The 23,578-nt window shown below is 71.6% G+C and carries 28 protein-coding genes and 1 tRNA gene; 9 read left to right on the top strand and 20 right to left on the bottom strand.

The annotated features are described in order from the left end of the window. The first annotated feature begins 218 nt into the window (after positions 1-218). Entirely contained in the window at positions 219-977 is a 759-nt protein-coding gene (locus ACZ5XS_RS37715; RefSeq protein WP_468659146.1) for a TetR/AcrR family transcriptional regulator, read from the top strand. Positions 978-1,216: 239 nt separating this feature from the next. Here the strand turns inward: ACZ5XS_RS37715 and ACZ5XS_RS37710 are convergent, their stop codons facing one another. After that, on the bottom strand, positions 1,217-1,687 hold the full coding sequence (locus tag ACZ5XS_RS37710) for a PPOX class F420-dependent oxidoreductase (RefSeq protein WP_468659144.1): 471 nt from the start codon (positions 1,685-1,687) through the stop codon (positions 1,217-1,219). Positions 1,688-1,722: 35 nt separating this feature from the next. Then, entirely contained in the window at positions 1,723-2,085 is a 363-nt protein-coding gene (locus tag ACZ5XS_RS37705) for an STAS domain-containing protein (protein WP_468659142.1), read from the bottom strand. A gap of 263 nt (positions 2,086-2,348) precedes the next feature. Between ACZ5XS_RS37705 and ACZ5XS_RS37700 the strand changes: the two genes are divergently transcribed. After that, on the top strand, positions 2,349-3,029 hold the full coding sequence (locus ACZ5XS_RS37700; RefSeq protein ID WP_468659140.1) for an ANTAR domain-containing protein: 681 nt from the start codon (positions 2,349-2,351) through the stop codon (positions 3,027-3,029). 53 nt (positions 3,030-3,082) lie between these two features. Next, positions 3,083-3,778, top strand: a complete 696-nt coding sequence (locus ACZ5XS_RS37695) for an ANTAR domain-containing protein (RefSeq protein WP_468659138.1) — start codon at positions 3,083-3,085, stop codon at positions 3,776-3,778. On the opposite strand, the gene ACZ5XS_RS37690 is transcribed toward ACZ5XS_RS37695, so the two are convergent. From ACZ5XS_RS37690 to ACZ5XS_RS37680, 3 genes are all read right to left on the bottom strand, one after another. Continuing rightward, a complete protein-coding gene (locus tag ACZ5XS_RS37690; protein ID WP_468659136.1) occupies positions 3,775-4,596 on the bottom strand; it encodes a YceI family protein in 822 nt (273 codons plus the stop codon). The two genes, ACZ5XS_RS37695 and ACZ5XS_RS37690, sit on opposite strands and share 4 nt — an antisense overlap. 85 nt (positions 4,597-4,681) lie before the next feature. Further along, a complete protein-coding gene (locus ACZ5XS_RS37685; RefSeq protein WP_468659153.1) occupies positions 4,682-7,126 on the bottom strand; it encodes an MFS transporter in 2,445 nt (814 codons plus the stop codon). An 85-nt stretch (positions 7,127-7,211) separates the two neighbouring features. Beyond that, positions 7,212-7,763 carry a MarR family winged helix-turn-helix transcriptional regulator gene (locus ACZ5XS_RS37680; RefSeq protein WP_468659134.1) on the bottom strand — a complete coding sequence of 184 codons (552 nt, stop codon included), beginning with the start codon at positions 7,761-7,763 and terminating at the stop codon, positions 7,212-7,214. A gap of 197 nt (positions 7,764-7,960) precedes the next feature. Here ACZ5XS_RS37680 and ACZ5XS_RS37675 point away from each other — a divergent pair, with 197 nt between their 5' ends. Then, positions 7,961-8,164: a hypothetical protein gene (locus ACZ5XS_RS37675; RefSeq protein WP_217235911.1), complete on the top strand. Its 204-nt coding sequence runs from the start codon at positions 7,961-7,963 to the stop codon at positions 8,162-8,164. A gap of 917 nt (positions 8,165-9,081) precedes the next feature. Here ACZ5XS_RS37675 and ACZ5XS_RS37670 read toward each other — a convergent pair. The 8 genes from ACZ5XS_RS37670 to ACZ5XS_RS37635 form a co-directional block, all read right to left on the bottom strand. Beyond that, on the bottom strand, positions 9,082-9,963 hold the full coding sequence (locus ACZ5XS_RS37670; protein WP_468659132.1) for an RNA polymerase sigma factor SigF: 882 nt from the start codon (positions 9,961-9,963) through the stop codon (positions 9,082-9,084). Between the two features lie 289 nt (positions 9,964-10,252). Continuing rightward, positions 10,253-11,131, bottom strand: a complete 879-nt coding sequence (locus tag ACZ5XS_RS37665; protein WP_217235913.1) for an RNA polymerase sigma factor SigF — start codon at positions 11,129-11,131, stop codon at positions 10,253-10,255. 181 nt (positions 11,132-11,312) lie between these two features. After that, a complete protein-coding gene (locus tag ACZ5XS_RS37660; protein ID WP_468659130.1) occupies positions 11,313-11,606 on the bottom strand; it encodes a Dabb family protein in 294 nt (97 codons plus the stop codon). Between the two features lie 11 nt (positions 11,607-11,617). Continuing rightward, positions 11,618-11,794, bottom strand: a complete 177-nt coding sequence (locus ACZ5XS_RS37655; protein WP_468659128.1) for a hypothetical protein — start codon at positions 11,792-11,794, stop codon at positions 11,618-11,620. 89 nt (positions 11,795-11,883) lie between these two features. Beyond that, positions 11,884-11,968 (bottom strand) — tRNA-Ser (locus ACZ5XS_RS37650). A gap of 73 nt (positions 11,969-12,041) precedes the next feature. Next, positions 12,042-12,473 (bottom strand): tRNA adenosine(34) deaminase TadA, encoded by a 432-nt coding sequence (gene tadA, locus ACZ5XS_RS37645; RefSeq protein WP_468659127.1) that lies wholly within the window; start codon positions 12,471-12,473, stop codon positions 12,042-12,044. A 56-nt stretch (positions 12,474-12,529) separates the two neighbouring features. Then, positions 12,530-13,060, bottom strand: a complete 531-nt coding sequence (locus ACZ5XS_RS37640) for a tRNA adenosine deaminase-associated protein (RefSeq protein ID WP_468659151.1) — start codon at positions 13,058-13,060, stop codon at positions 12,530-12,532. A gap of 441 nt (positions 13,061-13,501) precedes the next feature. Further along, positions 13,502-13,687, bottom strand: a complete 186-nt coding sequence (locus ACZ5XS_RS37635) for a hypothetical protein (RefSeq protein WP_217235916.1) — start codon at positions 13,685-13,687, stop codon at positions 13,502-13,504. A gap of 108 nt (positions 13,688-13,795) precedes the next feature. Here ACZ5XS_RS37635 and upp point away from each other — a divergent pair, with 108 nt between their 5' ends. Continuing rightward, complete coding sequence (upp, locus tag ACZ5XS_RS37630; protein ID WP_468659126.1) at positions 13,796-14,431, top strand: uracil phosphoribosyltransferase; 636 nt, start codon at positions 13,796-13,798, stop codon at positions 14,429-14,431. Between the two features lie 61 nt (positions 14,432-14,492). Here upp and ACZ5XS_RS37625 read toward each other — a convergent pair whose 3' ends face one another. From ACZ5XS_RS37625 to ACZ5XS_RS37595, 7 genes are all read right to left on the bottom strand, one after another. Next, positions 14,493-15,137, bottom strand: coding sequence for a LytR C-terminal domain-containing protein (locus ACZ5XS_RS37625; RefSeq protein WP_468659125.1), 645 nt, complete (start codon positions 15,135-15,137; stop codon positions 14,493-14,495). A gap of 108 nt (positions 15,138-15,245) precedes the next feature. Beyond that, positions 15,246-15,542, bottom strand: coding sequence for a type II toxin-antitoxin system VapB family antitoxin (locus ACZ5XS_RS37620; protein ID WP_003999914.1), 297 nt, complete (start codon positions 15,540-15,542; stop codon positions 15,246-15,248). Positions 15,543-15,861: 319 nt separating this feature from the next. Further along, positions 15,862-15,993: a hypothetical protein gene (locus tag ACZ5XS_RS37615; protein ID WP_468659123.1), complete on the bottom strand. Its 132-nt coding sequence runs from the start codon at positions 15,991-15,993 to the stop codon at positions 15,862-15,864. A gap of 70 nt (positions 15,994-16,063) precedes the next feature. After that, the gene (locus ACZ5XS_RS37610) at positions 16,064-16,408 is read right to left on the bottom strand and encodes a hypothetical protein (RefSeq protein ID WP_468659121.1); all 345 of its coding nucleotides are present in this window, start codon (positions 16,406-16,408) and stop codon (positions 16,064-16,066) included. Positions 16,409-16,510: 102 nt separating this feature from the next. Next, complete coding sequence (locus ACZ5XS_RS37605; protein ID WP_468659119.1) at positions 16,511-17,104, bottom strand: HhH-GPD-type base excision DNA repair protein; 594 nt, start codon at positions 17,102-17,104, stop codon at positions 16,511-16,513. 25 nt (positions 17,105-17,129) lie between these two features. Next, positions 17,130-18,614 (bottom strand): hypothetical protein, encoded by a 1,485-nt coding sequence (locus tag ACZ5XS_RS37600; protein ID WP_468659117.1) that lies wholly within the window; start codon positions 18,612-18,614, stop codon positions 17,130-17,132. Positions 18,615-18,699: 85 nt separating this feature from the next. Then, positions 18,700-19,470, bottom strand: coding sequence for a siderophore-interacting protein (locus ACZ5XS_RS37595; RefSeq protein WP_468659149.1), 771 nt, complete (start codon positions 19,468-19,470; stop codon positions 18,700-18,702). Between the two features lie 93 nt (positions 19,471-19,563). Here ACZ5XS_RS37595 and ACZ5XS_RS37590 point away from each other — a divergent pair, with 93 nt between their 5' ends. From ACZ5XS_RS37590 to ACZ5XS_RS37575, 4 genes are read left to right on the top strand one after another with little or no spacing between them, the layout of a single operon-like run. Beyond that, entirely contained in the window at positions 19,564-21,633 is a 2,070-nt protein-coding gene (locus tag ACZ5XS_RS37590; RefSeq protein WP_468659115.1) for a penicillin acylase family protein, read from the top strand. Continuing rightward, complete coding sequence (locus ACZ5XS_RS37585; protein ID WP_468659113.1) at positions 21,626-22,237, top strand: GNAT family N-acetyltransferase; 612 nt, start codon at positions 21,626-21,628, stop codon at positions 22,235-22,237. The genes ACZ5XS_RS37590 and ACZ5XS_RS37585 overlap by 8 nt, the downstream gene beginning before the upstream one ends. Beyond that, positions 22,234-22,707, top strand: coding sequence for a cupin domain-containing protein (locus tag ACZ5XS_RS37580; RefSeq protein WP_468659111.1), 474 nt, complete (start codon positions 22,234-22,236; stop codon positions 22,705-22,707). The genes ACZ5XS_RS37585 and ACZ5XS_RS37580 overlap by 4 nt, the downstream gene beginning before the upstream one ends. Continuing rightward, entirely contained in the window at positions 22,704-23,474 is a 771-nt protein-coding gene (locus ACZ5XS_RS37575) for an SDR family NAD(P)-dependent oxidoreductase (RefSeq protein ID WP_468659109.1), read from the top strand. The genes ACZ5XS_RS37580 and ACZ5XS_RS37575 overlap by 4 nt, the downstream gene beginning before the upstream one ends. The last annotated feature ends 104 nt before the right edge of the window (positions 23,475-23,578 follow it).

Here is a 23,578-nt window from a genome sequence, read left to right as displayed (position 1 = left end):
CAACAGCCCGTTTCCGCACACGGGAAGACGTCGCCAGGTTCCTCGGCCCCGACAAGACCGAGATCAAACCGACGTGTTGATTCCCGGCAAGCCCTAAGAGCTCGGATGGTTCCGTCGTCGGGCGGCTGCGGGTCAGTTGTGGCTGGTCGCGCAGTTCCCCGCGCCCCTGAAAGGGGCGCTTAAGCTGGCGGCAATCAGTAAGTCTAGGAAGGTGCGCCATGGCGAAGACGGTCCGGTCTGCGGCGCGGACCAGCGTCTGGCTGGAGGGCAAGGCGCGCCGGGGCGGGCGTGGGGGCGGGCAGCCCTCGGGGCTCGACCGTGACCGGATCACCGAGGTCACCGTGCGGCTGCTGGACGCGGAGGGGCTGGCCAAGTTCTCCATGCGCCGGCTGGCCGCCGAGCTGAACGTCACGGCGATGTCCGTCTACTGGTACGTCGACACCAAGGACGACCTCCTCGAACTCGCCATGGACGCGGTCATGGGGGAGCTGGAGCTGCCCGACCCGGCGGCCGACGAGGACTGGCGCGGGCAGTTGCGCACGCTTGCCCAGGGGTACCGGGCCATGCTGGTCCGCCACCCCTGGCTGTCGCCGCTGGCCGGACGCTTCCTCAACATCGGCCCCAACTACCTGGCCTTCTCCCGGGTCGTCCAGCAGGTCATCCGCAAGACCGGCCTGCCCGTGCACCGGCTGACCGGGGCCATCTCGGCCGTCTTCCAGTTCGTCTACGGCTACGGCACACTCGAGGGCCACTTCTACAGCCGTGTGACGGACACCGGCATGACCCCGGACGAGTACTTCCGGACCGCCATGAACGAGGTGACGGAGTTCCCGGGCGCCACCGAGGTCATCCAGGAGTCCACGGAGATCATGGAGGCCCGCGGCGGCGACACCGTCGAGGAGATGCTGGAGCGGGACTTCGAGTTCGCCCTGGACCTGCTGGTGGCGGGAATCGAGGCGATGGTGGCGAGGGCTTAGGACCCGTCCGGCGGATCATGCCGCGGACGCGGGGCCTGGCACGCCGGTCCGCGGCGTTCTCGTCGGTTGGTGACTCCCCCACTCTCGACTTCGCTCGAGCGGGGGGACCCCCATCGCGTCGACGCCCTCCTCCGCCGTGCAGCTCGACGCACCAGGACCCGCTCATCTGCGTCGACGAGGCCCCGCGCGTTTCCTGCGACTTGATCCGCCGGACAGGCCCCAGCTCCCGTGGTCCGGGGTCAGCCGTCCGAGGCCAGCCGGGCCGGGAAACCGCCGGTGGCGACCGGCCCCCACCGCTCCGGTTCGACCCGGATGATCGACTTGCCCTGCTTCAGCATGGCCGCCCGGTACTCGTCCCAGTCCGGGTGCTCACCGGCGATGTTCCTGTAGTACTCCACGAGCGGCTCGACGGAGTCGGGTGTGTCGATGACCTCGGCCGTGCCGTCGATCTGCACCCACGGCCCGTCCCAGTCGTCGCTCAGCACGATGAGGCTGACGCGAGGGTCCCGCCGGGCGTTGCGGGTCTTGGCGCGCTCGGGGTAGGTCGAGACGACGATCCGCCCCGAGTCGTCGACCCCGCAGGTCAGCGGCGACCCCTGAGGGCTGCCGTCGGACCGGCGGGTGAGCAGGATGGCGTGGTGCCGGGGACGTACGAAGTCCAGCAACTCGTCCAGTGAGACGGCGGTATTGGTCGCGATGTTCGGTGCCATGGGCTCAGCCTAGGACGCCGGTCCAGCACGCCGGTCTACGACTCCAGCGCCTCGGCGAGGTTGTCGTACACGGGGACGTCCCGCCGTGTCCCGGTCAGCTCCAGGACGCGGCCGGCCACCCCGCCGGGCATCGCCACCACCCGTACCCGCGCCCGCGGCGGGAGGCGGTGGCGTATGTCGTTGACCAGTCGTACGCCCTGGGAGTCCATGAAGTGGGTCCCGGTGAGGTCGAGGACCAGCAGGCGCAGCCGGTCGGCGCGGGCGTCGACGGCGGACAGGATGCGGGCGTACAGGCCCTGGGCGTTGCAGAAGTCGATTTCCGGGGGCAGGGCGATCACGGTGCAGCCGGGCAGATCTCGCAGATCACGCAGCTCGCACGGATTCGGGATGAAGGTCATGGCATCTCACCTGGCAGACGTTCGTCCGTATTCCGGGGAGGCCACTTCCTGACCTGTCGCTCCCCATTCCACCACGCCGACGACTGCGTCCGAAAGTGCTCCTGGCCCTCCGTCGGCCGGACGTCACCTCGACGCAACCAAGCAGATAAAGTGCTGTCCGTCCTGTGCTCGCAGTCGGGAATGTGCTGCGGAGCTCTCCTGCGCACGGCCATTGGCCGTGCACGCCGAAGAGGTTCGTGGTGGCTGCGTCCGAGTTTCCTGATTTGCCCGGTTTCCCTGCCGGTTTCGAGCTGGCGGAAGCCCTGACGGTGGCGGCTCAGCAACTGCACGACACGGTCACCCCGCACAGCACCATGCGGGCCGCGGTCCGGCTGGCCGTGCACATCGTGCCCGGCGCCGACCACGCGGGCATCTCCGTCATCGAGAGCAGCCAGCACCGCCGTACGGTCGCCTGGACCGACGAGGTCGTGCGCACGGCCGAGTCCGGACACCCGCGCCGGGAGCAGGACCCGTACTGGGAAGGTCTGTGGACGACGCCCGTCGTGCGAGTGGAGGACAGCGAGGCCGACGACGGCGGGAGCGCCCTGGCGGAGCTGGGCCTGCGCTCGGTGCTGTCGCTGCGGCTGCGCGCCGACCGCCGCCGCCTCACCGTGCTCACGGCCTACGCCCGCAAGCCGCGCGCCTTCGACGAGGCCGCCACCCGCGTCGGACGCCTCTTCACCGCCCACGTCAGCCTCGCCCTCGACTCCGCGACCGTGCGCGAGCAGCTGACGGAGGCCATGCGCACCCGGGACCTCATCGGACAGGCCACCGGGATCCTCATGGAACGCATGGACATGGACGCGGCCGAGGCCTTCGAGTCCCTGGTCAAGGCCTCACAGCGGGAGAACGTCAAGCTGCGCGACCTCGCCCGCCGCATCGTCGATGCGAACAACCCCACATGACCGGCGGGATGCGCCAAGGCGTTAACGGCCGTTGACGGGATATCCGTACGGTCATGAGCCCTGACACGCCGGACACGCTGGAAATGGCCATCGTGCGCAGCAGCGGCCTCGACACGCTGCTGCGGGATCTGACCGACCGTGCCGTCGAGGCGGTGCCAGGCGCCGCCGCGTGCAGCATCACGGTGCGCCGCGCCGACCGCCTGCTGACGCTGGCAGGCAGCCGCGGCCTGCCGAGCGGCCTCGACCAGCGCCAGTACGAGAACGGCTCGGGGCCGTGCGTGGAGGCCGCCGAGACCCAGGCCGAGCAGTACGCCCCCGACCTGGAGACGGAGACGCGCTGGCCCACCTACACGTCGTACGCCCTCTCGGCCGGCGTGCGCTGCGTGCTGGCGCTGCCGATCGACGTCGAGGGCGAAAGAGGAGCCGCTCTCAACCTCTACGGCCTGGAGACCGGCTCACTGGGCCGGGGCCGGGACGCGGCCCGTGCCTTCGCCGCCCGGGTGGGCGACGCGGTCAACGTCGCGCTGCGGGTCGAGCGCCGCCGCGAGTCCGTCACCGACGTGCGCACCGCGCTGCTCTCCCGCAGCGTCATCGACCAGGCGATCGGCATCCTCATGGCCCAGGAACGCATCGACGCGAACAACGCCCTGCAACGCCTGCGCCGGGTCTCGCAGGACCACAACGTCAAACTCCGCGACCTGTGCACCGACCTGGTGACACGGGCGAGCGGCGGCGGCGGTCGACGTTAGGCCTGCGGAAGCGACTCGCCCTGCACGGCCTGGATGTCCAGCTCCACCTTCAGGGTCGTACCGATGGCGGCGATGCCCGCCTGGACGACCTGGTTGTAGTCCATGGCGAAGTCCTCGCGCCGCAGCTGGGCCGTCGCCCGGAACGCCGCCCGGGTGCCGCCCCACGGGTCCGAACCCGTGCCGAGGTAGGCCAGGTCCAGGTCCACCGGTCGTACGACTCCGTGCAGTCCCAGCTCACCGTGGACGGTCCAGCGGTCGGAACCGGCCGCCGTCAGCCCCGTCGACCGGTAGGTGATCTCCGGGAAGCGATCGACGTCGAGAAAGTCCGCGGACCTCAGGTGGGTGTCCCGCATGCCGTTGCCGGTGTCGATGGACGCGGCCCGGATGACCGCCTCGACGCGGGACCCGGTCACGTCGTCGGGGGCGACCTCGATGGAGGCCGCGAAGTCGGTGAACCGTCCGTGCACGCTGGAGATCCCCAGGTGCTGGGCCACCGCGGCCACACTGGAGTGCGCCGGGTCGACGGTCCACGGTCCCGGCGGCGGCAGTTCGGTACCGCCCTGCCGGGCCAGCGTCACCGTGCCGACCTCGGCCCGCCCGCTCGCGGTGACGAGGGCGCTCGCGGCGGCCGGCGCGTATCCGACCGCCGTGACGATGACGGTGTACGCCCCCGGCGTGAGCGCGGTCGCGTCGCGCACGGCCCCGTCCCCGTCGGCCTCGGCGCGCAGCACCTGCGAGCCGGTCATGTCGGTCACCGTGACGACCGCGTGCGACACGGCCCATCCGTCCCGCGTGCGGATCTTCGCGGTCAGTCCCATCTCACGTAACTCCTTGAACGAGACCGGCCCGTGACGGTGTACACCTCCGCTCGGAGTGCGCACACCGCCACGGGCCGGGGCTGAACTACTCGCCGGGGTGGGCGAGTTCGATGTCGTGGTCGTCGACCCCGCGGCCGTCGACGGTCAGGGCGGTCGCCACCGGCGGGTACCCCGTCGCGATGACGGTGTAGTCGCCGCCGTCCAGGTCGGCGAAGGCGTACGCCCCGTCCGTCCCGGTGGTGGACGTCCCGACCACGTTGCCCGCCGCGTCGACGAGCGTGACCCGCGCGTCCGCCAGCGGACCGTGCGGCGCCCGTACGACACCCTGGAGCTGCGCTCCGGCATCGAGGTCGATCTCGATCCGGGTGACTCCGGTGCCGCCGATCTCGACGGGCAGGGCACGCGGCCGGTGGCCGACGGCGTTCACGGCGACGGTCACCGTCCCCGGAATCAGCTCGTCGAAGGCGAACTCGCCCTGCTCGCCGGTGGCGGCGGTGGCCAGCAGGTCACCGCGCACGTCCGTCACGATCACCATGGCGTCCTTGACGGGCAGTGCGCTCTGCGCGGCCCGCACGACACCGCTGAGCCCGCTGGTGCCGCTGAGCAGGATGTCGTACGACACCGGCTCGTCCCCCACGACCACGGTGGACGCCTGCGGCTGGAACCCGTCGGCGGAGGCGATCAGGACGTACGACCCGGCACCCGGCGCGTCCACGCCGTAGGAACCGTCGGCCTGTGCGACCGACCGGCCCAACTGCCGTCCCGCCAGCGAGATCAGCGTCACGGCGGCCTGCGGGACGGGCGCGCTCTCGGCACCCCGGACATGGCCGCGGACCGGAATTCCAGCGGACACCGGTGCGGTCCCCCTCTCGACGGTGGCGACGGCCGCGAGCCTCTGCGTGCCCTGCGGACCGGCTTCGGTGCTCGTCTCGGCCACGGCCGGGCTCGCGACCTTCTTCTCGGCGACCGGAGCGTCGGCGGCCTCGGCACCGGCGGCCGGAGCCTTCGCCGCCGCGGCCTGCGCCAGCCCGCCCGAGGTCCGCAGCGGGACCTCCTTGATGAACAAAGTGACCAGGAAGGCGACCAGCGCGAGCGGCGCGGCGATCAGGAAGACGTCCGCGATGCCGTGGCCGTACGCGCTCTCCATCACGGTCCGCAGCGGACCGGGCAGGCTGTCCATGTCCGGGATGCTGCTGCCGGTGCTCGAAGAGGCAGCGGCGGACGCGTACTTGGGGTCGATCGTGGTGAGGCCGTCCTTGGCGTAGTCGGTGATCCGGTTGGCCATGACGGCGCCCAGCGCCGAGACGCCGACCGCACCGCCGAGGGACCGGAAGAACGTCACCGTGGAGCTGGCCGCGCCCAGGTCGGCCGGGTCCACCTGGTTCTGCGTGCACAGCACCAGGTTCTGCATCATCATGCCGATGCCGAGGCCCAGGAGCGCCATGAAGATCGCGATGTGCCAGTACTCGGTGTCGTAGCGGATCGTGCCGAGCAGGCCCAGCCCCGCGGTCACCAGCACACCGCCGGCCAGCAGCCAGGCCTTCCAGCGGCCGGTCTTGGTGATGACCTGCCCGGAGACCGTCGACGAGACGAACAGACCGGCGATCATCGGGATGGTCATCACGCCGGACATCGTCGGGGACTTGTCGCGGGCCAGCTGGAAGTACTGGCTGAAGAAGACCGTGCCGGTGAACATCGCGACGCCCACGAAGAGCGAGGCGATGGAGGACAGGGTGATGGTGCGGTTGCGGAACAGCCGCAGCGGGATGATCGGCTCGCTCGCCCTGGACTCGACGAGCACGAACAGCAGGCCGAGCACGACCGAGCCGCCGACCATCGCGTACGTCTGCCACGACACCCAGTCGAACTTGTCACCGGCGAAGGTGACCCAGAGCAGCAGCAGCGAGACCGCGGCGGAGATGAAGAACGCGCCGCCCCAGTCGACCTTCACGTCCCGCTTCACGACGGGCAGGTGCAGGGTCTTCTGCAGCACGATCAGCGCGATGACCGCGAACGGCACACCGACGTAGAAGCACCAGCGCCAGCCGAGCCAGCTGGTGTCGGTGATGACACCGCCGAGCAGCGGACCGCCGACGGTGGCGAGGGCGAAGGTCGCGCCGAGGTAGCCGGAATAGCGCCCGCGCTCACGCGGGGAGATCATCGCGGCCATCACGATCTGCGCGAGGGCGGACAGACCGCCGACGCCGATGCCCTGCACCACGCGGCACGCGATCAGCATGCCGGGGTTCTGCGACAGACCCGCGGCGGCCGATCCGAGCACGTAGATGACGAGGGCTATCTGGACGAGAGCCTTCTTGCTGAACAGGTCGGAGAGCTTGCCCCACAGAGGCGTGGCCGCCGTCATGGACAGCAGCGCGGCGGTGACGACCCAGGTGTAGGCGGACTGGCCGCCGCCGAGGTCGCCGATGATCTCGGGGAGGGCGTTGGTGACGATCGTGGACGAGAGGATCGCCACGAACATTCCGAGCAGCAGCCCGGAGAGCGCTTCCATGATCTGCCGGTGCGTCATCTGGACGCCGTCCGGGGAGCCTCCCCCGTGCTTGGCGTGAGCCCGCACACCGGCCGGTGTGGTCGTTGCCATGGACTTCCTTCTCTTACTTGGTGATCGCGGGGGTACGGGGGGACTGCTCGGCCACGGGAGCGGTGGGCGGCCGGGGCTCCACGTCGGAGGGGAGCGGGGCATGCGGGGCGTGCGGGGCATGCGGTGTGTGAGAGACGCGGCAGTCGTCGAAGCTCGCACGGAGCCGTGCCATCAGCACGGTCAGCTGGGCCACCTCGTCGTCGCTCCAGTCACTCAGCCGCTCGGCGAGGATCCGGCAGGTCAGCCGGGACATCTCCGTCAGCCGGGCCTGGCCCGCGGGGGTGAGGTGCAGGATGCGGGAGCGCTTGTCCGCCGGGTCGGGGGAGCGGTCGATCCAGCCGCGCTCGGCCACATGGGCCACATGCCTGCTCGTCACCGACATGTCCACGGCGAGCAGTTCCGCGAGCTTGCTCATGCGCATGTCCCCGTGGCGGCCGAGCAGCGTGAGCACGGCGGCGGAACCGCTCGGGCAGTCGGGCGGCATGATCCGTCCCAGCTCCCGGCGCACGGCGCCGAAGGCACTGAACTGACGGATCAGCTCCTCGTACTGCGCCTGCTCGGCCATCACACACCTCCCGTGTTCGTTGCTTAGGGCAACCATAGGACCGGTTGGTTGTTACAGGCAAATAAGGAGCGGAGGATCGCGGTCAAAAACTTGGCAAAGGCAAGTATTGCGAACGTAAACGCACAGCTGAGGGGATGTGGTGCGGACCCGGAGCCCCCGCTTGGGCCACACCCCCGGATTCGCTAGGGTCTCGGGGCATGGCTAACACGCAGGGCCCCCAGGGCAACCACGACCCCGCCGGCAGCACCCAGATGTTCCGCGCGTTCGTCGACGAGGCCCCTCAGGGCCGGCAGCGGCAGGCGGCTCCCTCTTCCTCCGGCGGTCCCCGCCTCGGCCTGATCATCGGCATCGTCGCCGCGGTGGCGATCGTTGCGGCGGTGGCCTGGCTGGCGCTCAAGTAACGCCGGGGGCCACACACTCTCCGACGCCGGGGATCACGTCCTCGCACCACCGCTCCTCCGCAGCCGCGGCAGCACGCATGGGCTCACCCGGGCCGAGGGCGGCGGGGCGCCGGCGTACGACCGGAGTGGGCGCCCTCGCGTAGAAGGGGGCGCCGACTGGTGTCGGCCGGGCCGGGTTTCCGGCTGCCTTCCCAAGTGCCGTCCGAAGCAGGCGGCTTGCCGCGCCGCCGGGCGGCGTCGTCTAGTGGCACCAGCGTCACGTCCCCCGCCGACGGCACCGCCGTACCGCAGACCCGGGATGGACCGCCCGCCGCGCCCTGGCGACAACCGCGACCATCACCGGCCTCGCACGCGGTCGGCCCCATCGCGCCGCGCCCGCCACGGACGTCGCACGCGGTCGGCGCGCACCCCGCGCCGCGCCTGACGCGGGTCTCGCCCGCGGTCGGGCCACCGCCCCACGCCGCGCCTGACGCGGGTCTCGCCCGCGATCGGCCCGCCGCCCCGCGCCGCGGCAAGGAGTCCAACGCCGTCGTCACTGAGCAGAACCTTCGTGACGCCACTTCGGTTGACCACGACAGCGCACACCTTGTGGGCGCTGTGGCGCGACGCCGGGGACTGCCGTCACCGGCTCCACCCGCGGTCGGGCCACCGCCCCGCGCCGCACCTGACGCGGGCCCCGCACGCGATCGGCCCGCCGCCCAGCATGACGGCGGCCGCCGACGCGCCGGTCAGGGCGCACCGACGGCCAGGTGTCCGTCCGGAACGGGTCGCTCGAAGCGTCGCGGCATCGCGCCGAGATGGCCGACGCCCCGGCAGGCAGCAAGCCCGAAGTGAGGGCTGCCGCGGCCCGAGACCAGGTCCGAGACCCGGCCCGGGAACAGCGTCAGAGGCTCAGCCCCGAGGCTCAGCCCCGAGACTCAGTCGGAGATGAGCCCCTCCCGCAGCTGCGCCAGTGTCCGGGTCAGCAGCCGGGAGACGTGCATCTGGGAGATGCCGACCTCCTCGCCGATCTGCGACTGGGTCATGTTGGCGAAGAAGCGCAGCATGATGATCTGGCGCTCGCGCGGCGGCAGCTTGGCCAGCAGCGGCTTCAGCGACTCCCGGTACTCCACGCCCTCCAGGGCCGTGTCCTCGTAGCCGAGGCGGTCCGCGAGGGAGCCCTCGCCGCCGTCGTCCTCGGGGGCCGGGGAGTCGAGCGAGGAGGCGGTGTACGCGTTGCCGACCGCGAGGCCGTCGACGACGTCCTCCTCGGACACGCCCAGAACCTTTGCGAGTTCGGTGACGGTCGGGGAGCGGTCCAGCTTCTGGGCGAGCTCGTCGCTGGCCTTGGTGAGGGCGAGCCGCAGCTCCTGGAGGCGCCGCGGGACGCGGACCGACCAGGACGTGTCCCGGAAGAACCGCTTGATCTCACCGACGACCGTCGGCATCGCGAACGTCGGGAACTCCACGCCGCGTTCGCAGTCGAAGCGGTCGATCGCCTTGATCAGGCCGATCGTGCCGACCTGGACGATGTCCTCCATCGGCTCGTTGCGGGAGCGGAAGCGGGCGGCCGCGTAGCGCACCAGCGGGAGGTTGAGCTCGATGAGGGTGTCCCGTACGTACGCGCGCTCGGGGCTGTTCTCGTCGAGTGCGGCAAGCCGCAGGAAGAGGGAGCGGGACAGGGTGCGGGTGTCGAGAGCTCCCGAGGTCGGGAGGGCCGGGGCCGGCGCGGCCTCGACGGCCGTTACGTCGTCGAGTGCGGGCGCGGGCTCGCTCTTTGTGAGCGTGAGCACCTTCGAGCTGCCCTGGTCTGCGGACATGCCACCCCCTTTGGGTCGCGGGACGGTACGGCGAACGCTCCGTCGAGGAACGTCAGCCTTCACCTGAATACCGGAGCCGAGGCCACGGCAAACGCGCTTCCGGCAGAATGTCACATGTCGGCAACACGCTGTAGTGACATGTCGACATGCGAGACGCGAAAACGCCCTGCCTACAGGGGGTCTGACGGTATTTCGGCACAGAAAGGCCGGGATCCGCGCTGGTGAGCGATTCAGTCCTGCCGGTGACGACTCGATCCCCTATTCGGTTACGAGCCGACCGGACTTCCGCCTACGCGTCGATCCGGTTCGCGGAACGCAGTCGCTGGAAGCTACGCGCGAGTAGCCGCGAGACGTGCATCTGGGAGACGCCGAGTTCCGCGCTGATCTGTGACTGGGTGAGATTGCTGTAGTAGCGCAGCAGAAGAATGCGCTGTTCCCGCTCCGGCAATTGCACCAGCAGATGCCGGACGAGATCCCGGTGCTCCACGCCGTCCAGGGCGGGGTCCTCGTAGCCGAGCCGGTCCAGCAGTCCCGGCAGCCCGTCGCCCTCCTGGGCGGCCTCCAGCGAGGTGGCGTGGTACGACCGTCCGGCCTCGATGCAGGACAGCACCTCCTCCTCGGTGATGCGCAGCCGCTCGGCGATCTCGGAGGTCGTCGGGGTGCGCCCGAAGGCGGTGGTCAGGTCCTCGGTCGCGCTGTTGACCTGCACCCACAGCTCGTGGAGCCGGCGCGGAACGTGGACCGTACGGACGTTGTCGCGGAAGTACCGCTTGATCTCGCCGACGACGGTCGGCATCGCGAACGTCGGGAACTGCACGCCCCGGTCCGGGTCGAAGCGGTCGATGGCGTTGATGAGGCCGATGGTGCCGACCTGGATGACGTCCTCCATCGGCTCGTTGCGGGAGCGGAAGCGGGCGGCCGCGTAGCGCACGAGCGGGAGGTTGGCCTCGATGAGCGCCCCGCGCACGCGGCTGTGCTCCGGCGTGCCCGGCGCCAGCCCCTTGAGCTGGCCGAAGAGCACCTGCGTGAGTGCCCGGGTGTCCGCACCGCGGCTGCGTTGGGGTGTGGCCGGCGCGGCGGCCGGCGCGGCTTCGGCGACCTCGACGACTTCCTGGGGCGGCGCAGTACTGGCCGACACGGTCAACGCCACCTCTTCATCGGTCTTCATCGGTCAACTCATCCATCAAAAGCGGTCATAGCATCACAAGACATGTGCACTGTGTGCAAGCACCGCATAACGCCGTGTTGAGGTGAGAGTTGGGGCGGATGACACGAAAGAGCCCTCCGCCGTACCGGCGGAGGGCTGCTCGGGAGGTGAGGAATGCGAGGGGCGCCAGAGGCGCGAGCGGTCAGTACGCGTAGTCCGCGATCACCCAGGTGGCGAACTCCTGCCACAGGGCCACGCCCGCCTGGTGGTCGGGGTGCTCGACGTACCGGCGCAGCGCGGGCAGGTCGTCGAAGCCGGAGTTGATGGCGAAGTCGTAGGCGATGGGCCGGTCGCTGAGGTTCCAGCCGAGCTCCCAGGAGCGGATCTCGGGGATGGTGCCGTCGAGCGCCCGGAAGGCCTCGAAGCCCTGCACGACTCGCGGGTCGTCGCGCTCGACGCCCTCGTTGAGCTTGAAGAGGACCAGATGGCGGATCATGTGCGCTTCTCCTACTTGGCGCCGTCTGCGAGCCACGTGAAGAAGTCGCCGATGGCACTGGCTGCGTCCGATATGCCCTCGAAGGCTATCTGGACGTAGTCGGCGGCCTTGGCCGGGTCCGTGATGATCACGTAGAGCACGAAGACCACGGCAACGTAGACGGCGATCTTCTTCGCGTTCACCGCCATCGCGGCCTCCCTGTTTTCTCCGGTGTTGACCTCGACGAGCGCACATGATCGCACGAAGGGCCCCGTCTTTCGACGGGGCCCTTCTTCTGCGGTAGCGGAGGGATTTGAACCCTCGGTGACTTGCGCCACACTCGCTTTCGAGGCGAGCTCCTTCGGCCGCTCGGACACGCTACCGAGGGAGACCTTACAGCACGGTGGGGCATGGTTTGAAATCGGTATTCGGCCGGTGCCGGGCGTCAGCGGGACGTCAGCGGGAGCGGAAGAAGTCGGTCAGCAGACGGGCGCACTCCCCGGCGAGCACACCCTCGATCACCTCGGGACGGTGGTTGAGCCGGCGGTCGCGGACGACGTCCCAGAGGGACCCGGCCGCACCCGCCTTCTCGTCGCGGGCGCCGTAGACCACCCGGTCCACGCGGGACTGCACGATCGCGCCCGCACACATCGTGCAGGGCTCCAGCGTCACGACGAGCGTGCAGTCGGCCAGCCGCCACCCACCGAGCCGGGCGGCCGCCCGGCGGATCGCCAGGACCTCCGCGTGCGCGGTCGGGTCGCCGGTGGCCTCGCGTTCGTTGTGCCCGGCCGCCAGGACGGTTCTGCCGTCGCCGGCGAGCACCACGGCGCCGACGGGGACGTCACCGCCCCGGCCGGCCCGCCCGGCCTCTTCCAGGGCGAGCCGCATCGCGGCCCGCCAGGGGTCGCGTACCGGGTCCGGTGTGGTTCCCGCGGTCGGTGAGGTCAGCGGACGGCCTCCAGGACCTCCGAGGCGCCCAGGGCCTCGGCGATCTCGGTGACCGCGTCCTGCGACAGCGACTTCAGCTCCTTCTCGCCGACGCCGAGGTCGTCCAGGATCCGGATGTCGCCGACCGGGCCGTGCGGCACGAGCTCGCCGGAGCCGCCGTCCTCGTCGTCACCGTCCTCCTCGTCCTCACCGTCCTCGGTGCCGTCGAGATCGAGGGCGTCCAGGTCGGGCTCGTCGTCGTCGGGATCCCTGCCGAGCAGTTCGGCGGTGAGCAGGATCTCGCCGTACGAACTGCGGGCGGCGGCGGCTGCGTCCGAGACGTAGATACGCGGATCCTCCTCACCGTCGAGGCGGACGACGCCGAACCAGGCGTCCTCCTGCTCGATCAGTACGAGGACCGTGTCCTCGTCGGGAGAGGCCTCCCGGGCCAGGTCGGCCAGATCCGACAGGGTCTCCACATCGTCGAGCTCCGTGTCGCTCGCTTCCCACCCGTCTTCGGTGCGCGCGAGCAGTGCGGCGAAGTACACCGTGACTCTCCCACTGGTCATAGGCGTGCCGGTTGGGGGTCCCCCCGGCGGAGGCGTGGGCGGGAGAGCTGTGCTCCGAGCCCCACCCACTCGGCATCGTGGCAGAAACATGGCGCTCAGGGGACGTCTTCGGCTCCCTGTGTGTCCGGCTGCCGCCGATCCCGTGGCAGCGGAGGGCCCGTCGAGGTCTCACCAGCGCACTCGTTGCCGCCAACAGCGGATCGTACGCGGCTTTCCCAGGCACCCACGCACGGCCACCCGGACAACGCGCGACGGCCCCGCGGTCTGCCGACTCGGCGGACCCGTCGGCGTGTCTCGGCTCCCGTCCCGGCTCCCCGGGCCTGTCCGGCGGATCACGTCGCAGGACATCCGCGGCGTCTCATCGACGCAGGTGAGCCCCGCGTCTGCGGCACGATCCGCCCAACACGCCCTGGCGGGCTCTCACCAACGGAACGTCCGCATGCGCATCGCGTGCCGCAGGCGGGCCGTCTTGGCCCGGCGGGGCTGGACGCGGTCGCGCAGTTCGCGGGCCTCGGCCAGGTCGCGCAGGAACTGGGCACGGCGCCGACGGCGCTCGGCGTCGGTCCTCGGGGCCGACGCGTCCTCTCGGATATAGCGGTCAGGCATAGGCACACCACCCTGGTACATCCCTCCCACTTTCCCTCTGCCGGGCGGTTTGATGCCAGCGCAAGGGCTATCGGAGCGCGGCACTGATCCCCGGTTACTGTTAGCGCCATGCGCCTCCACGTCGTCGACCACCCTCTGGTCGCTCACAAGCTCACCGCGTTGCGCGACCAGCGCACCGACTCCGCGACCTTCCGCCGTCTCGCCGACGAGCTGGTCACCCTGCTCGCCTACGAGGCCACGCGTGACGTGCGCACCGAGCAGGTCGACATCACGACGCCGGTGGCCTCGACCACGGGCGTCAAGCTCTCCTACCCGCGCCCTCTGGTGGTGCCCATCCTGCGGGCCGGCCTCGGCATGCTGGAGGGCATGGTCCGGCTGCTGCCGACCGCCGAGGTGGGCTTCATGGGCATGATCCGCGACGAGGAGACGCTGCAGGCGTCCACGTACGCCACGCGCATGCCGGAGGACCTCTCCGGCCGCCAGGTGTACGTCCTGGACCCGATGCTCGCCACCGGCGGCACCCTGGTCGCGGCGATCCGGGAGCTGATCAAGCGCGGTGCGGACGACGTCACCGCCGTGGTGCTCCTCGCCGCCCCCGAAGGCGTCGAGCTCATGGAGCGCGACCTCGCGGGCACCCCGGTCACGGTCGTGACCGCCTCGGTCGACGAGCGCCTGAACGAGCACGGCTACATCGTGCCGGGCCTGGGCGACGCGGGGGACCGGATGTACGGGGCGGCCGAGTAGGCCTCGGCACAAGCAGTCGTACGAAGAGGGCCCTCCTACCAGGAAGGCCCTCGTACGAGGCTCAGCAGTTCTGCTTCGAGGAAGTGGACGTCGGCTGGGGCGCGGCCAGTGCGGCCAGCGCCTTGTCGGCGTCCGCCTTGCTGTTCAGGCTCTGGTAGCCGGTCCCGATGATCAGGTCGAGCTCGGTGCCCTTGCGGGCGGCGTCCGTGCGGCGCTCGGCCGTGGAGAGCTGGGTGGCGAGGACGGGCAGCGAGGTGTTCAGGGAGGACGCGGGGCCGAGCAGCAGCCCGGTGCCCTTGACCTTCTTGTCGAACTCCTTCGTCGCGTTGCCCACGTCCCCGATCTTGAAGCCGCGCTTCTTCAGCTCGTCCGCGGCCTTCTTGGCGAGGCCGCTGCGGGGGGTCGCGTTGAACACGTTCACCGTGATCTGGGCGGGCTTGACCGTGGCGGCGGCGGACGGGGAGGCCGACGGGGTCGCCCGGGTGCCGCAGCCCGCCTTGGGACCGACCGCCTCGGCCTTCTTGCCGCCGCCGGTGAAGACGTCGATGAGCTGCAGGGTCCCCCATCCGGTCAGCCCGAGCGCGGCGGCGGAGGCCACCAGCCCGAGGACGAGCCTGCCGCGCCGCCTGTGCCGGCGCATGCGGGGGTACTTGTCTCCCGTGATCCGGTACTGGCCGCCCATGCCGGGGGGAGTCAGCATGCTCATGGGCGCAGCGTAGTGCGCCCGGGCGACGATTCCTACTAGATGATCATTGGACGCGGTGCAGGAGAACCCGAAAGGGCCAACCCGTAAGGGCCCGTAAGTGCAGGCGTCTCAGTCGAGTTCGAGCACGCGCGCGTGCAGCACCTGGCGTTGCTGGAGGGCCGCGCGGACCGCTCGGTGGAGACCGTCCTCCAGATACAGGTCGCCCTGCCACTTCACGACGTGTGCGAAGAGGTCGCCGTAGAACGTGGAGTCCTCGGCGAGCAGGGTTTCCAGGTCGAGCTGGCCCTTGGTCGTCACGAGCTGATCGAGGCGGACCGGGCGCGGCGCGACGTCCGCCCACTGCCGGGTGCTTTCCCGGCCGTGGTCGGGGTACGGCCGGCCGTTTCCGATGCGCTTGAAGATCACACGGAAAGCCTACCGGGCAAGAGCTTCCGGGCGCAGCCTTGGCGGCGGAGTGTGGGGCCGGAAAAGACGCCGTAAAACGGGGCAAACGGTAACGAGGGCTTGAGATGAGTGACAGCGAAACGATTCGGCAGTCCGCTGTTTCCGGAGCTCCGGGGGATGCCTCCGCCCTCCCGAGGAGGCCCTTGAAGATCACCTCCGGGTGGGCCTCTCCCGCCCGCTCTCGATCCAGGCGCCCTGCCCGGCACCCGGAGTGGCCGGGAGATCACTTTCCGCCTTCGGCGCGACACGGCGGAGGCGGTAGTCCGCCTCCGCCGACGGGTCAGCGGCCCGGTACCTCCGGGGGCCGCTGCGGCTTCGGTTCCTTCACCTGCGGAACCTGCTCTTTCGGCGCGTTGCGCGCCGCCTCGGCGCGCAGGAGGGCGCGCAGGACCGCGTACGGGTCGTTCGTCATGTCGGTGTTCCTCGCGTTCTCTGGGTTCCTTGCGTCGTGCTGACGGACCGGAGGGCGGGAGCCGGTTCTGTCAGCAGCGCAGGACCACCGAGCGCAGGGCGTGCAGCGCGGCCGGGGTGCGCGGCTGTACGGGCAGGGGCCGGACGGCCGGGGCGGCGGGCGGCGCGTCCGGGAAGGACGCGGGCCGCGGCGGTGCGAGGGGACGTCCGGTGCCCCGGGACACCGGACGCAGCACGGTGTCCAGGACGTCGTACTCGAAGACCGCCGAGCCGGCCTCGGCGGCCACCGGGGAGACGGGAACCGCCTGTGCGCCCGCGTGCTCGCCCGGTATGGACAGGGCGAGCAGCAGGACGAGCACCCGCGGCCAGGCACGCCGGCGGGCGGGGCCGGAGGCTTGCGGTGCGGCGGTGCTCACGGGAAGTCATCTCCCCGTGCGGCCTACGTGGTTCATCCCACCGGCGGTGAAAACCGCCCGCTCGGCCTACATTCCGGGCCGGCCGGGTCACCCGGACGGCGGCTACTTGCCGGCGGCCTTCGCGGCCTTCGCCGCCGCCTTCATCTCCTGCTTGTGCGCGCGGACCTTGGTCAGCGAGTCAGGGCCGGTGATGTCGGCGACGGAACGGAAGGACTTCGGCTCGCCGTAGGCGCCCGCGGCCTCGCGCCAGCCCTCGGGCCGCACGCCGAGCTGCTTGCCGAGCAGGGCGAGGAAGATCTGGGCCTTCTGTTTGCCGAAGCCGGGCAGCTCCTGAAGGCGGCGCAGCAGTTCCCGTCCGTCGCTCACGCCCTTCCAGACGAGCTCGGCGTTCCCGTCGTAGTGCTCGACGAGGTACTGGCACAGCTGCTGGATCCGCTTGGCCATCGACCCCGGGTAGCGGTGCACGGCCGGCTTCTCCGACAGGAGCGCGGCGAAGGCCTCCGGGTCCTGTGCGGCGATCTCGTGCGCGTCCAGGTCGTCGGCGCCGAGCCGGCCCGCGATCGTGCGGGGCCCCTTGAACGCCCACTCCATCGGAACCTGCTGGTCCAGCAGCATGCCGACCAGCGCGGCGAGCGGGGAGCGCCCGAGGAGCTCGTCGGCCTCGGGGTCCTGGGCGAGGTGAAGAGTGACGTCCATGACCCCGATCATGCCTCCGTGTGCCTCAGTTCTCCACGTGAGGGCTGGTCAGCGCCGCGCCGAAGTACCCCTTCACCCCGCGCACGGTGATGCCGGCGCTCTTGCCGCAGAGGTTGACCGAGCCCTTCAGGACGGGGCCGGTGCTGGAGCCGCGGGCGATCCACAGGCAGCCGTCGCTGTTCTCGGCGGGAGCGCCGACCACGGCCTCGGCCCTGCCGTCCTGGTTGAGGTCGGCGAGGTGGACGGTGGCGCCGAACCAGTCGCCGGTCTCGGCGGCGCCGGGGATGTCCGCCGTGTCCTGGGTGTAGCCGGCCGCCTTGGCGGTGGTCAGGCCGGTGGCGGAGCCGCGCAGCAGGACGGCCGTGCCCGCCGAGGCGCGGGTGCCGACGGCCTCCTCGGGCGAGCCGACCAGGACGTCCGCGTAGCCGTCGGCGTTCACGTCACCGAGGCTCAGCGACTGGCCGAACCAGTCGCCCCACTCCGCGGTGCCGGGGACGCCCGCGGTGTCCTGGTGGAAGACCTTCGGCTTCTGCGCGGCGGTGATGCCCTGGGCGCTGCCGTACAGGACCTGGATCTCGCCGCCCTTGCGGGCGGCGCCGGGCGCGTTGAAGTGGGACTGGTCGCCCGCGACGCCGGTGACCAGGTCGCCGTAGCCGTCGCCGTTGAGGTCGCCGATGCGGCCCGCGTGGCCGTCGGCGTAGGGGAGCTCGACGGGCCAGGTCTCGCGGGAGTTCTCGGCGTCGGGGGCCCCGCTGTCGATGTCCACCGGGCCGCGGATGTCGCCGTCGGTGGGGCCGGCCAGGTAGAAGCGCTCCGCCCTGCCGTCGCCGTTGACGTCGCCCATGACCACGCCCCGGGCGTTGACCCGCCACTCGAGGTAACGGGAGGCGGAGCCGCCGGTGCGGGTGAAGGGGCCGGTGTAGGAGGAGGCCGAGCAGCCCGAGCCGACGCCGGCCTCGGGAGCGCCGTCGCCGTTCATGTCGCCGGTGGCCAGGGACATGCCGAAACGGCAGTACGTCATGCCGTCCCCGAACCCGGCGGGCGGGGCGATGTTCGCGCCGCCCTTCAGCCCGGTCGGTCCGCCCCACACGACGGTCACGGAACCGCGGGCCTCGATGCCGCCGACGTCCTCGCGGGGCGTGCCGACGAGCAGATCGGCGTAGCCGTCCCGGTCCAGGTCGGCACTGGCCACCGTGGTCCCGAACTGGTCCCACTTCTCCGGCTCGCCGGGGACTCCCGCCGTCGCCTGGGTGACGACCGTCCGGCGCGTGGCGCCGACCGAGGACCTCGACCCGTACAGCACGACGACCGAGCCGGCCTCCTCCACGGTGCCGTTGGCCGCGTTCGGCGCCCCCACGGCGAGGTCGCGGTAGCCGTCGCCGTTGAAGTCGTCCTGGACGGCGGCGGTGTTGGCGCCCTTGTAGGGGGCGGCGGCGGACGACGTCATCGGGGTGAGAGTGACGCCGGCGACGGCCGTGAGGAGGGCGGTCGCCAAGACTGCTCTGCGCAACGGGGCTCCTGGGTCGTGTGCGGCAACAGATGCTGCACACGACCCACGGATCGCACAAAGGGTTGTACGCGCCTGTGATACCGGGTCAGCCGGCCCGCCAGTACCCCAGCGCGTGCACCCGCTGCTTGGGAACTCCCAGTTCCTTGCGGACGTACGTCGACAGGGTCCGGGTGGTCGCCGTGTCGCAGGCGATCCAGACGTACGGCTCCGGGCCGGCCTTCAGCAGGCCGGGCAGGGCCGCCTTCACCTCGGCGACGAGGTGGGCGCCGGAATCCCGCCGGGGCACGGGGCGTACGTCGTGCCGGGCGGGGTCGGTGCGGAAGGGGAGGCCCCCGAGGGCGTCGGCGAGGGGGGTGTCGGGGGTGCCGTCCGAGGTGCCGTCGGGGGTGCTCTCGAACCAGATGGTCGCCGGGGCGGGGGCGAGGGCTTCGAGGAGGGAGTTGAGGGCGGGCAGCGAGGCGGCGTCCCCGATCGCGAAGACGTGCGAGGGCGTGGGATCGGGCCGCCGGAAGTCGGTGCCGTGCACGGTCGCCTCGATGGTGTCGCCGGGCTTCGCCGCCCTTGCCCAGTCGCTGGCGCACCCCTCGTGCAGGGCGAACTCCAGGCTGAAGGTGCCGGCCGCGGCGTCGGGGTCGACCAGGGTGTAGGCGCGCTGGTGCGGCCTGCCCGCGTTGTCGAACCAGAGCCGCACCCACATCGTCGGGTGGACCCCGGTCGCCGCCAGCATGCCGCCGTCGGTGAGGTGGACGCGCCGGTAGCGCCCGGTGACGTCCTTGGCACCGGTCACGGTGAACACGAAGTCCTTCGCCCGCAGCAGTCTGAGGACCGCGCCCTCCCAGCCGTGCCCCTGCCCCATCGCGTTTTCACCCTTCGCGTACGATTCCACCACCATTTAGTTAGGCAAGCCTAACCTAAAAGTGTAGAATTCCAGCACAGAAAAGGCACAGGAATGAGCACCGAGATCTTCCGCGACGCCTGGGGAATCCCCCACCTCCGCGCCGGCAGCGCGCGGGAGCTCGCCCGCGCCCAGGGCCGGGTCACCGCCCGCGACCGCGCCTGGCAGCTGGAGGTCGAGCGGCACCGCACCCAGGGCACCTCGGCCGCCTTCCTCGGCACCGAGGCCCTGGCCTGGGACCTCTTCGCGAGACGGGCCCGCCTCGCCGACACGTCCAGACGCTGCTTCACCGCCCTGGAGAGACGGGACCCGGAGACAGCCGACTGGGTGCGGGCGTACGCCGACGGCGTGAACGACGAGCTCGCGCGGACCGAGGCACCCGAGTTCGCCCGCGTCGGTCTGGCTCCGGGCCGCTGGGAGCCCTGGACCCCGCTCGGCGTCTGGCTCGCCACGCACATCCTCTTCGCCGGCTTCCCCGCCAAGCTCTGGCGCGAGCAGGCCGTCCGGCACCTGGGAGCCGACGCCGTCCGGTTGTTCGCCACCGACGGCCCGGGCACCTCCGGCAGCAACGGCTGGCTGGTCGGCGGCGAACGCACGACCACCGGCCAGGCGGTCATCGCCGGCGACCCGCACCGCTTCATCGAGGACCCCGGCGTCTACCAGCAGATCCACCTGTCCTGCCCCGAGTTCGACGTCGTCGGCCTCGCCGTCCCCGGCGTCCCCGGCATCGCCCACTTCGGCCACACCGGCACGGTCGCCTGGGCCATCACCAACGCGATGGCCGACTACCAGGACCTCTACCGCGAGAGGCTGCGCCGCACCGGCGCCGGCGTCGAGGCGCTCGGGGCGGACGGGCTCTGGCACCGGGCCGCCCGGCACCCGGAGACCGTCGAGGTGGCGGGGGAGGAACCGGTCCAGGTCGAGGTCATCGAGACGGAACGGGGACCGGTGATCGCCGGCGGCCCCGAGGGACTCGACGACGGCACCCCGCTCGCGCTCTCCCTCCGCCACCCGCCCCGCGTCACCGAGGACCTCGGCTTCAGCGCCCTGCTCCCCCTGCTGCGGGCCCGCCGGGTCGCCGACGTCGACCGCGCCTTCGACCTGTGGGCCGAGCCCGTGAACGTCGTCCAGGCCGCCGACACCGAGGGCGGCCTGCTGCACCGCGTCGCGGGCCGGGTGCCGGTGCGCTCCGACGCCAACCGCACCCACCCCGTCCCCGCCTGGGAACCGGGCCACGACTGGCAGGGCTGGCACGAGACGCCCCGGGCCGGTCTCACCGACGGCATCGCCGTGATGGCCAACCAGCGCGGCCCGGCGGGCCCGCTCGGCGTCGAGTTCGCCGCACCCCACCGCGCCGACCGCATCACCGCCCTCCTCACTCAGAAGGACCGCTGGTCGCCCGCCGACATGCCGGTCATCCACATGGACACCCGCCTCGCGTCCGCCGCAGCGCTCCTCGACCACCTGGAAGCGCTGGACGGACTGACCCCCGAGGCCACCGACCTCCGCGACACCCTCCTGCGCTGGGACCGCCACATGGACGCCGACAGCACGGACGCGGCCCTGTACGCGGCCGTGCGCGGTGCGGTCGTACGCCATCTCGCGGCCCACCCGGCGTTCGCCGCGCTGACCTCCCCGCCCGCGTACCCGGAAATCTTCCTGCCGTGGCTCGCGCTCGTCCCGCGGATCGGCTTCGCCCTCGAACACCTGCTGCGGGCGCGGGAGCTGTACGGGATCGACCGCGCGGAGATCGTCCGCAGGGCCGTGGAGGAGGTGGCGGCCGCCGGGAACCCGCCCGCCACCTGGGGTGACACACACCGCCTGTTCGCCTGGCGGGCGCTCACCGGCACGCCCGACGAGGGTCCGGCCCTGTCCGGCGATCACGACTGCGTGCTGTGCACCTCCGCCGTACCGGGCTGGACCGACATCAGCGCGCGCGGCCCGGCGGCCCGTTACGTGTGGGACCTCGCGCGGCGCGAGGACAGCCTCTGGGTGGTGCCCTTCGGCGCCTCCGGCATCCCCGGCTCGGCCCATCACCGTGACCAACTCCCCCTGTGGCTCACGGGTGACCTCGTGCCGGTCGTCACCGACTGGCGGCACCTGACGAAGGAGACCGATGTCTGACGCGTACGCCACCACCCGCGACCCCGTCCACGAGCAGCGAGTGGACGGCTTCGGCACCGTCCGCGTCCTGCCCCTGGACGCGGCCGCCGACGCCGACGTCGTCCACGCGTGGGTGAGTGAGGAGCGGGCGTCCTTCTGGGGCATGAACGGGCTGAGCAGGGATCAGGTCGTCGAGATCTACGCCCACATGGACAGCCTCGACACGCACCACGCCTTCCTGGTGCTGAAGGACGGCGAACCGGTCGCCCTCCTCCAGACCTACGAGCCGGCGGCCGACCGGGTCAGCGAGTGCTACGAGGTGCGCCCCGGTGACATCGGCGTCCACCTGCTGCTGGCGCCCGCGGGGCGCAACGGTACGAGCCCCGGCTGGTCGTCGGCGCTGCTCACCGCCGTCACCTCGTACGTGCTGCGGGGCCTGGACCGCACTCGCGTCGTCGTCGACCCCGACGTGCGCAACGAGAAGGCCGTCGCGCGCTTTCTGAAGCAGGGCTTCGAGGCGGGCCCGGTCGTCGTCCTGCCGGAAATAGACGTCCCGGACGTGTACCTGCCCGAGAAGCACGCCCAACTCGCGTTCCTGAACCGGGAGGTAGCCTTCCCGGGGTGACCCCAGACGACCTCGTCGCCCACTACGGTCTGGAGCCCATCCCCCGCGAGGGCGGGCTGTTCCGACGCACCTGGGCGGGACCGGAACTGCCGGACGGCCGGCCCGCGGGCTCGGCGATCGTCGCCCTGCTCACCGCGGACGACTTCTCCGCCCTGCACCGCCTGCCCACGGACGAGATCTGGCACTTCTATCTGGGCGACCCGCTGGAACTCCTGCTCCTCGCCCCCGACGGCACGACGACGGCCACCGTCCTCGGACCGGACGTACTCGCCGGCCAGCACCCGCAGCTCACCGTCCCCGGCGGCACCTGGATGGGCGGACGGGTGGCGGCGGGCGGCCGGTGGACCTTCTTCGGCTGCACCATGGCGCCCGGATTCACCTACGAGGACTACGAACACGGCGACGCGGCACAGCTGGCGGCGCGTTACCCGGCCCAGGCCGGCCGGATCGCGGCACTGTGCCGTCCATGAGACTCCTCGAAGGGCACGTGGCCCTGGTCACCGGCGCGGGCGGCGGCATCGGACGGGGCATCGCCCTGCGGTTCGCCGAGGAGGGCGCGGCGGTCGCCCTGCACTGCCGTACGGCGGTGGAGCCGGCGCGCGCGGCGGCGGCCCGCATCCGGGACGCGGGCGGGCGGGCCGTCGTCCTGCGGGCGGACCTCACCGACGAGGAGGAGTGCCGGGGCCTGGTGCGGGAGGCCGCCGAGTGGGGCGAGGGCCGGCTGACGGCGCTGGTCAACAACGCGGGCGTCCAGCCGACCCGGGCGCTGCCCGGGATGACGGCGGCACAGTGGCGGTCGGTGGTGGACACCAACCTGACGAGCGTCTTCGCGTGCACGCAGGCCGCCGTGGAGGTGATGCGCGGGACGGGGGCGCCGGATTCCGGTTCCGTGACCCACATCGCGTCCGTCGAGGCGAGCCACCCCGCCGCCGACCACGCCCACTACGCCGCCTCCAAGGCCGCCGTGGTCATGCACGCGCGAGCGGCGGCCCTGGAGTACGGCCCCCACGGCATCCGCGTCAACACGGTCTCACCCGGGCTGATCGACCGGGAGGGACTGGGCGAGGCCTGGCCGGAAGGCGTACGGCGATGGGAGCGGGCGGCGCCGCTGGGCCGGCTGGGGCGACCGGAGGACGTCGGCGACGCGTGCGTGTTCCTGGCGTCGCGGCTCGCGTCCTGGATCACCGGGCAGGACCTGGTGGTGGACGGCGGGGTGACGGCGCGGCCGACGTGGTGAGCGTTCCGGCCGCCGTGTCCGTACCTGTCCGGTAGGCGGCAAGGCCACAGACGGAGAAGAGACGTGGAGCGTGCGGGTGAGTTCAGGGCAGGCGCAGGCCGAGG

The sequence above is a fragment of the Streptomyces sp. NPDC033131 genome (assembly GCF_055578365.1).
This window is presented reverse-complemented; position numbering and strand designations above follow the sequence as displayed.